General features: G+C 62.4%; 10 protein-coding genes and 3 pseudogenes. 4 read left to right on the top strand and 9 right to left on the bottom strand.

Going from position 1 to position 12,288, the window contains the following annotated elements; translation table 11 throughout:
* Nucleotides 1-38: 38 nt before the first annotated feature.
* Together ACQVLG_RS06125 and ACQVLG_RS06120 are read right to left on the bottom strand one after the other, a co-directional pair.
* A pseudogene (locus ACQVLG_RS06125) lies at nucleotides 39-233 on the bottom strand (Hpt domain-containing protein); the annotation flags it as partial.
* Between the two features lie 204 nt (nucleotides 234-437).
* Nucleotides 438-1,391 carry a CAP domain-containing protein gene (locus ACQVLG_RS06120; protein WP_474293423.1) on the bottom strand — a complete coding sequence of 318 codons (954 nt, stop codon included), beginning with the start codon at nucleotides 1,389-1,391 and terminating at the stop codon, nucleotides 438-440.
* Nucleotides 1,392-1,646: 255 nt separating this feature from the next.
* Here ACQVLG_RS06120 and pssA point away from each other — a divergent pair, with 255 nt between their 5' ends.
* On the top strand, nucleotides 1,647-2,387 hold the full coding sequence (pssA, locus tag ACQVLG_RS06115; protein ID WP_230542138.1) for a CDP-diacylglycerol--serine O-phosphatidyltransferase: 741 nt from the start codon (nucleotides 1,647-1,649) through the stop codon (nucleotides 2,385-2,387).
* A 2-nt stretch (nucleotides 2,388-2,389) separates the two neighbouring features.
* Here pssA and ACQVLG_RS06110 read toward each other — a convergent pair whose 3' ends face one another.
* Nucleotides 2,390-3,316, bottom strand: coding sequence for an aldo/keto reductase (locus ACQVLG_RS06110; protein ID WP_474293421.1), 927 nt, complete (start codon nucleotides 3,314-3,316; stop codon nucleotides 2,390-2,392).
* A gap of 53 nt (nucleotides 3,317-3,369) precedes the next feature.
* On the bottom strand, nucleotides 3,370-3,885 hold the full coding sequence (locus ACQVLG_RS06105; RefSeq protein WP_474293419.1) for a TetR/AcrR family transcriptional regulator: 516 nt from the start codon (nucleotides 3,883-3,885) through the stop codon (nucleotides 3,370-3,372).
* A 278-nt stretch (nucleotides 3,886-4,163) separates the two neighbouring features.
* Here ACQVLG_RS06105 and ACQVLG_RS06100 point away from each other — a divergent pair.
* From ACQVLG_RS06100 to ACQVLG_RS06090, 3 genes and pseudogenes are all read left to right on the top strand, one after another.
* A pseudogene (locus ACQVLG_RS06100) lies at nucleotides 4,164-4,858 on the top strand (gluconate 2-dehydrogenase subunit 3 family protein).
* 51 nt (nucleotides 4,859-4,909) lie between these two features.
* Nucleotides 4,910-6,698, top strand: a pseudogene (locus ACQVLG_RS06095) (GMC family oxidoreductase).
* A complete protein-coding gene (locus tag ACQVLG_RS06090; protein WP_474293417.1) occupies nucleotides 6,698-8,101 on the top strand; it encodes a cytochrome c in 1,404 nt (467 codons plus the stop codon). The pseudogene ACQVLG_RS06095 and the gene ACQVLG_RS06090 overlap by 1 nt, the downstream one beginning before the upstream one ends.
* 71 nt (nucleotides 8,102-8,172) lie before the next feature.
* Here the strand turns inward: ACQVLG_RS06090 and ACQVLG_RS06085 are convergent, their stop codons facing one another.
* The 5 genes from ACQVLG_RS06085 to ACQVLG_RS06065 all read right to left on the bottom strand — a co-directional run bounded on the left by ACQVLG_RS06085 (nucleotide 8,173) and on the right by ACQVLG_RS06065 (nucleotide 12,280).
* Nucleotides 8,173-9,318 (bottom strand): D-alanyl-D-alanine carboxypeptidase family protein, encoded by a 1,146-nt coding sequence (locus ACQVLG_RS06085; RefSeq protein WP_076569259.1) that lies wholly within the window; start codon nucleotides 9,316-9,318, stop codon nucleotides 8,173-8,175.
* 113 nt (nucleotides 9,319-9,431) lie between these two features.
* Nucleotides 9,432-10,085: an alpha/beta hydrolase gene (locus ACQVLG_RS06080; protein ID WP_474295551.1), complete on the bottom strand. Its 654-nt coding sequence runs from the start codon at nucleotides 10,083-10,085 to the stop codon at nucleotides 9,432-9,434.
* 35 nt (nucleotides 10,086-10,120) lie between these two features.
* On the bottom strand, nucleotides 10,121-10,438 hold the full coding sequence (locus ACQVLG_RS06075) for a (2Fe-2S) ferredoxin domain-containing protein (RefSeq protein ID WP_034781335.1): 318 nt from the start codon (nucleotides 10,436-10,438) through the stop codon (nucleotides 10,121-10,123).
* 43 nt (nucleotides 10,439-10,481) lie between these two features.
* The gene (locus tag ACQVLG_RS06070) at nucleotides 10,482-11,669 is read right to left on the bottom strand and encodes a VanZ family protein (RefSeq protein ID WP_474293414.1); all 1,188 of its coding nucleotides are present in this window, start codon (nucleotides 11,667-11,669) and stop codon (nucleotides 10,482-10,484) included.
* Nucleotides 11,666-12,280 (bottom strand): ABC-type transport auxiliary lipoprotein family protein, encoded by a 615-nt coding sequence (locus ACQVLG_RS06065; protein WP_230542071.1) that lies wholly within the window; start codon nucleotides 12,278-12,280, stop codon nucleotides 11,666-11,668. The genes ACQVLG_RS06070 and ACQVLG_RS06065 overlap by 4 nt, the downstream gene beginning before the upstream one ends.
* Nucleotides 12,281-12,288: the final 8 nt, after the last annotated feature.

Genomic DNA, 12,288 nt, shown 5'->3' with positions numbered 1-12,288 from the left:
ATCTGCTGGTCCAGGTCGGGCGCCTGCGCACGCAGTGCCGACTCCAGGGTTGTCGCCAGGCCATGCACGTGGCGCGCACCGATCATGCCGGCGGCGCCTTTCAGGGTATGCGCCTTCAGGCGCGCGGAGTTATAGTTGCCCGCATCGAATTCGGCGCGGATCTGGCACGGCGTGGTGCCATGGTCATGCAGGAAGCGGCGCAGGATTTTCAGGTACAGGATGCGGTCGCCCATGATGCGGCCCAGTCCGTTCTCGACGTCGAGAATCCGGACCATGTCGGATGCCGCGACGGCGGCATCATCATCGCAAGTGGCGTGTGGTTTCAGCATGCCTGGTGTGCAGAGAGCCCCAAAACTTGTCAATTGCATTCATGCAATATCCACCATTTTACATCCAGTTGCCCTCGCTACTGCGTCCGCTTGGCAGACGCTGCCAGACTAACGCGTCGTGAAGGACCAGCTGCGCGTGACGTCCGCGCCATTGACTTTGCCGATGAAACTCACGTCATAGGTGGTGGCCGCCAGCAGCGGGGCCAGCGGGATGATGGCGGCCACCGAGCGCGAAGTATTGCCGGCATCGGTCTCCTTGCTGAGCAAGCGTACCGTCAGGTCCGTCGCTGCGCCATGCTGGCGCACGGTGAACGCCGTCACGCTGAGGGTGGCATCGAAATTCGCATGGACGCTGATGGGGTAGCCGACCACGTCCTGGTTGGGCACGGGATCGGGCTCCTCTTCATTGCTGGAGAAACTGGTGGCGACCTTGGTCTGTCCGTTGAAAGGGTAGCTGATGATCTGTCCGGCCGGCAAACCGAGACCGTAGCGGCTATTGCCGGCCAGGTCGGTGGTGAAGTAGGCATAGCCGCTGTTGTTGACGGCCGCACCGGCGCCGCCTTCCTTGAACATCGGTTCAAAGATGAGGAAGCGGTGATACACGGCCGTGATCAGGCTTTCCGCCATGTAGAAACCGGAGTTGGTGGCCACGCCCGCGATGACTTCGCCCCAGACGGAAGTGACGGCATAGTGTGACGCGCTCAGGCGGTCATACAGCGTTTCGCCGGTAAAGCCGGGTTTGCCTTTCACTTGATTGTGCACCACCACGCCATTGATGTTCAGATAGTTGGAGTGGCCGACTGCCGCGTTGTCGATCAGACTATTGCGCACCAGCGGCGCCAGGCCGATCTGGCTGCGCCGGTAATTGATCCAGTTGAAACCATCGGTGGCGATATTGTTGCTGAGAACCGGGGCGCCCGGCTCCTGTGTCAGCTGTCCGGCCTGGGTCGAGGTGCCCGGCGAAGCATTGCCGCCGCTATCGCCGCCGCCGCAGGCGCTCAGCAGCGCTACGATCAGGAGGGTGGGGAGGCTGTGTGTCCAACGCGATAACGAGGCAATCAAGCTGACTCCTGTCTGATGGGGGGGCGCCATGCTGCCCGGTAAAACGATTCTAAGGTATTTTGATACGCAATAGAGCATCCATGAAAAGATATGCCGCGCGCTCGTGCGCAGACGGTGCCGCAGCTGCGCAGGGTAGAATGCGCATAGCGCAGCGTTTGCCGCTGCGCTGCCTCATTCCTGCTACTTTGATTGCCCATACATTTGAACACATTGCCCAAGTCGCGCCTGCAGCGCGCCAAGTATGCCTTGCCCAGCATGGTGACTTTGCTGTCGATAGCCTGCGGTTTTGCCAGCATCGTCATTTCCGTCGATAACGCTGCAGTGGGCGACGCCGATGCCTACCGCCTGGCCGCCGCGCTGCTGGTGCTGGCCGGCGTGTTCGACGCGCTCGACGGCTATGTGGCGCGCCTGACGAACACCAGTTCGCAGTTCGGCGTGCAGCTCGATTCCATCGCCGACGTGATGAATTTCGGCTGCGCCCCCGCCGTCTTGTTGTATTGCTATGGTTTTGTACAGATGGGCGTGCACGATCCGCTGCTGCTGCGCTTTGGCGGCATGGCCAGCTTCTTCTTTGTTGCCTGCGGTGCCATGCGTCTGGCGCGCTTCAATGTGAACGTGGGGCATACCGACCCCCTGTATTTCGTCGGCATGCCGATCACGGCCGGTGCCGCCTGCGTGGCGGCCGTGGTGGTGGCCTGGCCGGCGCCCATCGATTCCATGCTGCACAGCTATCTGCTGATGCTGCTGCTCGTCGGCGTGGGCAGCCTGATGGTGTCGACCTTGCGTTTCCCCAGCTCCAAGCAAAAGAAAAGCCTGGCCGCGCTGCTGGTGCTGATCGTCGCCATCGCCCTGCTGGTGTGGCTGAAGACCAGCTTCTTCGCGCTGTTCTTCGCCGTCTACATCGCCGCCACCCTGCTGCTCAACCTGGCGTGGCATCTGGGCTGGCGCGGCATTGCGCTACCTCAAGTATTCAACGACCCGGACGAGATTGATTAATCTCAAGCCACCTCGTGCCCGCGCGCGGCGCGCAGGATGGCGAACCAGTCGCTGCGGCTGAGCGTGAACTGCGTGCCTTCCACGGCCACGCCCACGGCCTCGATGCGGCCCGTGCCCGTCAGCGGCAGCGGGCGGCAAGGCAGTTGCATGATCCAGGCGAACACCACGCTGGCAAACGGGCGCTGCAGCTGGTCGGCGATCTGCTTGATGACATTGCGCAAATTCTCCACATTCGCGTCGCCGCCCTGGAACAGGCGGCCGCCCGCCAGCGGCGACCAGATCATCGGCGCCACTTTCAGATCCTGCAAGCCGTCGAAGGTTTCGTCGAACAGCGGCGCCACGTGCAGCGGCGAAAACTCCACCTGGTTCGTTACCAGCGGGAAACGCCGGTGCAGGCACTCGAACTGGTGGCGGCTGAAGTTCGACACGCCAAAGTGCAGCACCTTGCCCGCTTGCTTGAGCTGGGTGAACGCGCCGGCGATCTCGTCGAAATCCATCAGCGGGTCGGGGCGGTGGATCAGCAGCAAGTCCAGGCGGTCCGTCTGCAGCTGGCGCAAGCTGTGTTCCACGGAACTGGTAATGTGCGCCGCGCTCGTGTCGTAATGCTGGATGGCATGGCCGGGACGGTGCGGCGACAGCAGCTTGATGCCGCACTTGCTGACCAGTTCCATCTTGTCGCGCAAGCCCGGCTGGAGAGCCAGCGCTTCGCCGAACAGGCCTTCGGCGCTGTAATCGCCATAGATGTCGGCGTGGTCGAAACTCGATACGCCCAGCGCCAGGCATTGCTCGATGAAGGCAAGGCGTTGCTGCGCCGACATATTCCACTCGCCGATGCGCCACATGCCGGCGACGATGCGCGACAGTTCGGGACCGTTGCCGCTTAAACGGCTGCGCGGCGCTTGCAGGCTGGCGGGAAATACATGGCTCATGGGCTGGCTTTCTGGTGGTGGCGAAGAAGGTGACGCCACGATTATATCCAGAGCTACAACATGCTGCGGATAAAGCGGCAGCACCGCTCCTGCAGGGCAAGGTCGAGCTGGCCGCCCAGCTGCATCTGGTACACGAGCGCCGATTGCAGCATGAAGGCGAACAGGCGCAGGTCGAGGTCGGCGCGCACGCCGATGTTGACCAGTCGCTGCACCACCAGGGTAATCCACGGCGCGACGATCTGCTCGCGAAAGCGCAGTTGCGCCGCCGCATCGTCGTGGATCAGCACCAATAAATCGCAGGTGAAGCGGCCGTCGGCGTTCAGGTTGTCGAAGATGCGCGCGCAGATCGCCTCGATTTCCTGGCCGTCCGGCATGTCGAGCGCGCGCTGCAGCTTTTCCGCCGTGCGCTTGACGAGCGCATCGAGCAGCATGTCTTCGCGCCGCGGCCAGCGCCGGTAGATCGTCTGGCGCCCCACGCCGGCCACGTCGGCCACCATCTGTATCGTCACCGCTTCCAGTCCATGTTGCCGGACCAGCAGGACGATGGCTTCCAGTACCGCATCTTCCACGCCCCCTTGCGCGGGCGGCCACGCACCGCTGCCTCTTTTTTGATCACGTTAAACCTGTCTCTGAATGTTTCTTTTAATTATGGTACGATGCGCACCGTAAATGCAAAGCTACCGCTTGTCAATCACCTTGATCAATTAACCGGCAGGCGGATGCACCGCGCCGCGATACCCCAGCCATCTCTACGTGAAATCTGCCATCTGCGCGGCGCGTGTCCGCATTTTCTTTCTGACTTCCACATCCATCACTGTGGCGGCTCGTGCCGCCTGAGGAAAAACCTATGAAAATCATCGGGATTTCGCCCCATCGGCGTAACTTCCTGCGCAAGGCCGTCGGCGCCGCGCCTGCCGTGGCCTTGCTGGCCGGCGCCGGCGGCGGCCTGGCCATGGCCGTCTCCAAAGACCAGCCTGCCTACAAACCGCGCTTTTTCGACGCCACCGAATGGGCCACCCTGACGGCGCTGGTCGACCGGCTGATCCCGGCCGACGGCGAAGGGCCGGGCGCGCGCTGGAAGCGGGCGCGCATGAATTCATCGATGCGCAGATGAACACGCCTTACGCGTATGGCGCGCTGTGGTACATGCAGGGACCGTTCGTGCCCTCGATCGAACAGTTCGGCTACCAGTTCCACATGGCGCCGCGTGAGCTGTACCAGAGCGCCCTGGCCGGCGTGAATGCTGCCGTGCAGAAACAGTCCGGCAAGCCTTTCGTACAGCTGGGTGCAGCCGAGCGCGACGCCGTCATCACGCAATTGCAAAAGGGCACTCTGGACATCGGCGCAGTGCCATCGAAAGTCTTTTTCAACCAGCTGCTGCAAAACACGCGCGAAGGTTACTTTTGCGATCCCGTGCACGGCGGCAACAAGGACATGCTGGCCTGGAAGATGGTCGGTTTCCCAGGCGCGCGCGCCGACTACATGGATTGGGTGGAGCAGTACGGCAAGAAATACCCGCTTCCTCCTGTGTCGATTGCCTAAGCCTGTAACCGCAACGTTTTTGTAGCAGATCAAAGAAAAAGAAAAACCATCATGAGTGATATCAAACCCGATGTAAAAATGAAGCCTGTCGATGCCGTGATTGTCGGCTTCGGCTGGACCGGCGCCATCATGGCCAAGGAATTGACGGAAGCGGGCCTGAACGTGGTCGCGCTGGAGCGGGGCGAGTACCGCGACACCTATCCCGACGGCGCCTATCCGAAGACCCTCGACGAGCTGACGTATATCCAGCGCAGCAAGCTGTTCCAGGATATGTCGAAGAGCACGTTCACCTTCCGCCACAGCATCACGGGCGTGGCCGTGCCGTATCGCCAGATCGGCGCCTTCAAGCCCGGCACGGGCGTGGGTGGCGCGGGCTTGCACTGGTCGGGCATGCACTGGCGCGTCCTGCCGGAAGAGCTGCAGATCCGCAGCCACTACGAACGCCGCTACGGCAAGAAATTCATTCCCGAAGGCATGACGATCCAGGACTTTGGCGTGACTTACGCCGAGCTGGAGCCGCACTTCGATTTCGTCGAAAAAGTCTTCGGCACCTCGGGCCAGGCGTACAAGGTCAACGGCATCGTCGTCGGCGACGGCAATGTGTTCGAGGGCGACCGCTCCGACAATTACGCGCTGGCGCCGCAAAAAGTGCCGTACACGGCCGAACTGTTCCGCCGCGCGGCCAAGGCCGTCGGCTACCACCCCTTCGTCAACGCCTCGTCGAACGCGTCCGGCCCGTACACGAACCCGTATGGCTGCCAGATGGGACCGTGCAACTTCTGCGGTTTCTGCTCCGGCTACGCCTGCTATAACTATTCCAAGGCCTCGCCCAACGTCAACATCATGCCGGCCCTGCGCATGGTGGCGAACTTTGAATTGCGCGCCAACTGCAATGTGGTGCGCATCAACCTCGACGGCAGCAAGAAACGCGCAACAGGTGTGACCTACATCAATGCGGACGGCAAGGCCGTCGAGCAACCGGCCGACCTGGTCATCGCCAGTGCGTTTGCCTACAACAACGCGCATCTGTTTTTGCTCTCCGGCATCGGCAAGCCGTACGACCCCGTCAGCAATGAGGGCGTGGTGGGGCGCAATATCGCCTACCAGATGATGTCCACCATCCAGACCTTTTTCAAGGAAGACACGAACACGAACCCCTTCATCGGCGCCGGCGGCACGGGCGTTGCGCTCGATGACTGGAATGGCGACAATTTCGACCATGGCCCGCTGGGCTTTGTCGGCGGTTCGCCCGCCTGGTGCAACCCGGCCGGCTCGAAGCCCATTTCCGGCATCGCCACGCCGGACGGCACGCCCGCCTGGGGTTCGGCCTGGAAAAAGGCCGTCAAGAAGAGCTATCTGAACACGGTCTCGTTCGACTGTCACGGCGCCAACATGACTTACCGCGACTGCTATGTCGACCCTCGACCCCACCTACACGGACAAGTATGGCCAGCAATTGCTGCGCTTTACCTTCGACTGGAAGGAAAACGACATCAAGATGAGCCGTTTCGTCACCGACAAGATGATGAAGGTGGCCGAGGCCATGAATCCCGAGTCGATCAAGGTCTCCGTCAAGAGCGTGGGCGACCACCTCGACTTGCGCAACTACCAGACCACGCACTGGGCGGGCGGCACGGCCATGGGCGCGGACCGCAAGACCAGCGTCGTCAACCGCTACCTGCAAAGCTGGGACGTGCACAACGTGTTTGCCGTCGGCTCCAGCGTGTTCCCGGTCGGCATCGGCTACAACCCGACGGGCCTCGCTTGCGCGCTGACCTACTGGTCGGCCAAGGCCATCCGCGAGCAATACCTGCAAGATCCCCGTCCCCTGGTCGCCTGATGAAGAACAAGAAGATGAACAACACATTCACCCATACAGTGGGCGCGCTGCTGCTGGCGCTCGCCTCCGGCGCCGCCTGGTCGGCTACCGCGACCACCCCGAATGCCCAGCTGATACGCCAGGGCGAATACCTGGCCCGCGCCGGCGATTGCATCGCCTGCCACACGGCCGGCACGCAGGGTAAACCGTTCGCGGGCGGCCTGGGCATGGAAACGCCAATCGGCAAGGTGTATTCCACCAACATCACGCCCGACAAGAAGGCCGGCATCGGCGACTGGAGCTTTGCCGATTTCGACAAGCTGATGCGCACGGGCGTGACGAAACACGGCTATACCGTGTATCCAGCCATGCCGTATCCATCGTACTCGCGCCTGAGCGAGGCGGACATGCAGGCGCTGTACGCCTATTTCATGCATGGCGTGAAGGCGGACCCGACGCCGAACAAGGCGGCCGACATCCCGTGGCCCCTGTCGATGCGCTTTCCGCTGACCATCTGGCGCTGGGCGTTTGCCCCCACGCCGCAGCCGTATAAAACGCCGGTCACAGGCGATGCGCAATTGCTGCGCGGCGCCTACCTGGTGCAGGGCCTGGGCCACTGCGGCGCCTGCCACACGGCGCGCGGCGTGGGCATGCAGGAAAAATCGCTGACGGACGCGGGCAATACCACCTTCCTGGCGGGCGGCGGCGTGATTGACGGCTGGTCCGTGCCTTCGCTGCGCAATGAACATGGCGGTGGCCTGGCGCGCTGGAGCGCGGCCGAGATCGCCGAATTCCTGAAAACGGGCCGCAACAGCCATACGGCCTCGTTCGGCGCCATGAACGACGTGGTGGCCCATTCCATGCAGCACATGACGGATGGCGACCTGGCGGCGATGGCGAAATACCTGAAGTCCTTGCCGGCATCGAACCCAGGCACGCCGGCCTTCGTGGCCGACGACAAGCTGGGCAAGCAATTGTTCAGCGGCATCGTCAACTCCCAGGGCGCGCAGCTGTACCTGGACCGCTGCGCCGGTTGCCACCGTTCCGACGGCAAGGGCTACGACAAGGCTTTCCCTGCGCTGGCCGGCAATGCCGTGCTGCAGACGAACGATCCCACCTCGGCGATCAACATCGTGCTGTCGGGCGGCGCCGTGCCGGCCACGCGCACGGCGCCGTCGGCGCTGACGATGGCGCCGTATGCCGACATTTTCAATGACGAGCAGACCGCGCAGGTGGTGACCTTCATCCAGACCAGCTGGGGCAACCGCGGCACGCCCGTGACGGCGGCGCAGGTGGCCAAGGTGCGCAAGGTGTCCGTGCCGGTGCAGCCATCGCAGACGGAAGCGACGTTTGCCGCAGGCCGCCACGGCACCTTCCCGCCCGTGGTGCGCCAGCCGCACCTGAAGGATGCGCCGGCGAAGTAAGCTGACGTAACGCAAGACGAAAAAAATGCCCGCAGCATCTGCGGGCATTTTTTATGGGGAGTGCTGACTGCTTATTTCATCCACAGACGCATCGAATCCCAGGCGCGGCCGAAGATCGTGGCCTGGTTGATGGTTTCCAGCGCCACGACGGGCAGTTCCAGCAGGACCTTGTCGTCGACCATCATTTTCAGTTTGCCGACAGGGGCGTTTTCAGCCAATGGTGCGACCAGCGGGTCCTTGCGTTCCAGCACAGGTTTCATCTTGGCCGCCGTGCCTTTTGGTACGGTGACGAGCACGTCGCGGGCGAAACCGATTTTCACGGTGCCTTTCGAGCCTTTCCACACTTCCGGCGTGGCCACGGCCTGGCCCTTCGAGTACAGCTTGACCGTATCGAAGTTCTGGAAGCCCCAGTTCAGCAGCTTCTGGCTTTCTTGCGTGCGTGCCTGGTCGGACGAGGTACCCAGCATGACGGAGATCAAACGGCGCTCGCCCGTGCCGCCTGGACGGCGGGCCGAGGCGATCATGCAATAGCCGGCCGCTTCCGTGTGGCCCGTCTTCATGCCATCGACGGTTGGGTCCAGCCACAGCAGGCGGTTGCGGTTAGGCTGGGTAATCTTGTTGTAGGTAAAACTCTTGATGGAGTCAATTTTATAGAATTCAGGATAGTCGGCGATCACGCGCTGGGCCAGCACGGACAGATCTTGTGCCGTGGAAAAGTTATCCGGGCTAGGCAAGCCATGCGGATTGGCAAAACGCGTGTTTTTCATCCCCATGCGCTGGGCTTCGCGGTTCATCAGCACGACGAAGGTGCCTTCGTCGCCGGCAACGGCTTCAGCCAGCGCCACGGCGGCGTCGTTACCCGATTGAATCATCAGGCCGTGCAGCAAGTCGTCGATCGAGACGGGCGTGGCCGGGTCGATGAACATCTTCGAGCTGCTCGAATCGACTTTCCATGCGCGCACGGACACGTTTACTTTCTGATCCAGCGCCAGTTTCTTTTCGCGGATGGCGGCAAACGTCAGGTAGGCCGTCATGATCTTGGTCAGCGATGCCGGCTCGATGCGGGCGTCCGGATCTTGCGAAGCAATGATCTGGCCACTGGTGGCGTCAAGCAGCAGCCAGGATTTGGCGGCGATGCTCGGTGCAGGAACGTGCTGGGCGTGGGCGGCGGATAGGAAAAGTACACTGGAGGCCAGTGCCGCTAAAAGTTTTTTCATGGAGGCTGGTCTGCGAAAAAGATGAAGGCTGAGGGCCACGCAGTTGCTGCGTACGTGGCCGCGTGGAAAAAACGGATCAATTATAGCCGTGGAGGCGCTAGTAAGCCCACACTTCAATGATCATCTGCTGCTATTGCGGGTTTGTCACCATGCCACAGCGCAATCACGAGGTTCTTGATGTGATTGAGCTTGCGGTGGAAAAAGTGGTCGGCGCCGGGGATCACGATCACGGGGATGTCTTGTGGACGGGCCCAGTCGAAGACGGCGGACAGGGGGATCGTGTCGTCCAGTTCGCCGTGGATCAAGATGGTGTCGGCGGGAATATTGGCCATGGCCCACTTGCCGGCCGCGCTGCCGATCAGCGCCAGGCGCTCGGCCGGCGTGCCGGCGGCAGCCAGGCGCTCCTGCAGTTTCGATTGCACGAAGGTGCCGAACGAGAAACCGGACAAGGCCACGGGCAAGCCCGGATACAGGCCGACCATGTGTTCATACAGCAATTGCATGTCGTCCGTCTCGCCCGCGCCATGGTCGTGCACGCCTTCGGAAGCGCCGACGCCGCGGAAGTTGATGCGCGCCACCACGTAACCGAGGGCGACAAACGCGCGCGCCAGGGTTTGCGTGACCTTGTTATCCATCGTGCCGCCATACAGCGGGTGTGGATGGGCAACGAGGGCGATGCCGCGCGGAGTGTCTGCCGGGAAATCGAGCAAGCCTTCCATGCTGCCCGCATGGCCGGCGAGGGTAAATTTTTCCGAGTTTCTGTTCATGATGCTCATACTGGTGGCTATCTCTTAAATTGGCATTAAATCTTCAGGCGCTCGACAATTTTTCCACCGACCAGGTGGGTATCGATGATTTCATCGATATCGCTGGTGTCGACATAGGTGTACCAGGTCGCTTCCGGGTAGATCACCAGCAGCGGGCCTTCCTCGCAGCGGTCCATGCAGCCGGCCTGGTTGATGCGGATCTTGCCCGCGCCATTCATGTCGAGTTCCTTGATGCGGCGCTTGCAATGCTTTTGCGCCGCTTCCGCGCCATGGTCGCCGCAACTGTTGCGGCCGTCTTCACGTTTGTTCATGCAGAAAAAAACGTGGCGTTCAAAATACGGTGCGTCGCTCATACTGATCTCCTGCTGATTCATCATCAATGCGCCATGATAGCGCTTATGGGTGGTCTTCGCGACGCTGGCGCTGCACATCGTCTTGCCGGTTCAGGCGGTGCGACGGCAGGCACAGGAACCACAGGGCCATGAAGGGCCACAGCAAGGCGAGAAATTGCGCTGCGCCGTTAAAGTTCAGGAACTTGCCCTGTACCCAGCCTTGCAAGGTTGACATGAAATATGGGTTGATCGGCGTCGTATTCACCATCACCAGGCTCAGCAGCAAGGTGGCGGCGGCGATGCGGCGCTGCGCCACGTGCGGCGCGAAGGCCAGGCCGCCCAGCATGATCAGGCCGATCAAGAAACCGCCCTGGGCGCCCGGCGTGATCCAGACGAAGGCGTTTTCCGGCGAAAACAGCAGCGCGCTGGCCATCGAGCGCACGATCAGGGCGGCGGCGATCAGGGTCAGCATCAGGATGGCGCGCGGCGCGGCGCGGCGCAGCAGGCACAGCAAGGTCAGCACGGCGCCCGTCATGCCGCAAGCCGTGATGATAGTTTCCGAAAGCCAATATTGCTCGACCGTTAAGATCACGTCGGGACGCAGATACGCGGCCAGGTCGATCTCCATGCCCGCCAGGCGCGACAGCCAGTCCGACAGGATGGGCAGCAACTGGCCCAGGCCGAACAGGTAGCCTTGCGGATAGATCTGCGCCAGCGGCCACAGGGCCACCAGCACCAGCCCCTGGCTGGCATGCTGGGCAAACCAGCGCTGGCGCAAGCGGTACAAATGGCTATGGTCGAGCAGCTTGCGCGCCGTGAAGGCGCCGATGATGGAACCGATAAAACAGCCGGCCGCATTCGTATAAAAGTCCAGATTCGACGATACGCGGCTGGGCAAATAGGTTTGCACGGCTTCCATGCTGCCGGAAATCAACATGCCGCACAGGCTGGCGACGATGACGGCAAAGAAACCAGTAATCCTTGGAAACAGCGAATACACGATCAGCGCGCCCAGCGGGATGTAGCCGACGATATTCACGCCGACATCGAAGCCCGTCCAGTAACGGGGCATGCGCGTGTTTTCCAGGAAAGTCAGCGGCGACAGGCCATTGCTGTGCCAGCCCGTGAATGGAAACCAGCTCGCGTACACGATCAGGAAGACGTAGGCGAGCAGGGTCGCGCGCGACACGGGCGAGGAACGGACGGGCGGCAGTGGCGCCGCCGGGCTGGCGGAAGGTGCGGGCTCGGTCATTCTTTCGGGATATTCAGCGTGCCCAGCCAGGTGAGCAGGTCGGCGGCGATGGCATCCGATGCCGCCGCCAGCGCCTGCGCGCCCCCTTGCGCGTCGGCGCTGCCGGCCGGACCGCTGCGGCTGAAGGTTTTCTGGTCGATCAGGCGGTGGCCGCGGAACAGCGAGGCGCGCAGCGACACGTGGCCGCTGCTGTGCGTCTGCGTGTCAAACGCTTGCGAAAAATCATCGACGTCGATGCGCAGCAGCGGCATGCCGGCGGCCGCGTCCGTGGTCGACAGCACTTTCACGCCGCTCTGCGCCACGCGCGTCTTCAGGCGCTGGCTCAACAGTTGCAGCGGCGGCGTGTTCCAGCGGTTGTAGGCGTACGGCCGCGATTGCTGCGCATCGGCGTACAGCAAACGATAGTACATGCGCTGGCTGTCCAGCCACGAAGGGCCGTTGGCGTCGGCGATGACCAGCACGGGCACGGCTGGCGCGGCCGCCGGTGCTGCCGCCAGTGGCGCGGCCGGGCCGAAATCATAGAACGTAGGGACGGGGCCGCGCGTGGCGCAGCCGCCCAGCAGGAAAGCGCCGGCGACGATGAGTGCGGTGAGATGGCGGGGGATGTGCATGCGGTGTT

This window comes from Janthinobacterium sp. TPC_1, from assembly GCF_056037845.1.
This window is presented reverse-complemented; position numbering and strand designations above follow the sequence as displayed.

What these genes read in the sequence shown, in the direction of transcription:
- pssA (WP_230542138.1), top strand. Translation starts at nt 1,647, where the DNA reads ATGGTGACTTTGCTGTCGATAGCCTGCGGTTTTGCCAGCATCGTCATT.
- ACQVLG_RS06110 (WP_474293421.1), bottom strand. Translation starts at nt 3,316, where the DNA reads ATGAGCCATGTATTTCCCGCCAGCCTGCAAGCGCCGCGCAGCCGTTTA.
- ACQVLG_RS06090 (WP_474293417.1), top strand. Translation starts at nt 6,698, where the DNA reads ATGAAGAACAAGAAGATGAACAACACATTCACCCATACAGTGGGCGCG.
- ACQVLG_RS06085 (WP_076569259.1), bottom strand. Translation starts at nt 9,318, where the DNA reads ATGAAAAAACTTTTAGCGGCACTGGCCTCCAGTGTACTTTTCCTATCC.
- ACQVLG_RS06080 (WP_474295551.1), bottom strand. Translation starts at nt 10,085, where the DNA reads ATGAACAGAAACTCGGAAAAATTTACCCTCGCCGGCCATGCGGGCAGC.
- ACQVLG_RS06075 (WP_034781335.1), bottom strand. Translation starts at nt 10,438, where the DNA reads ATGAGCGACGCACCGTATTTTGAACGCCACGTTTTTTTCTGCATGAAC.
- ACQVLG_RS06070 (WP_474293414.1), bottom strand. Translation starts at nt 11,669, where the DNA reads ATGACCGAGCCCGCACCTTCCGCCAGCCCGGCGGCGCCACTGCCGCCC.
- ACQVLG_RS06065 (WP_230542071.1), bottom strand. Translation starts at nt 12,280, where the DNA reads ATGCACATCCCCCGCCATCTCACCGCACTCATCGTCGCCGGCGCTTTC.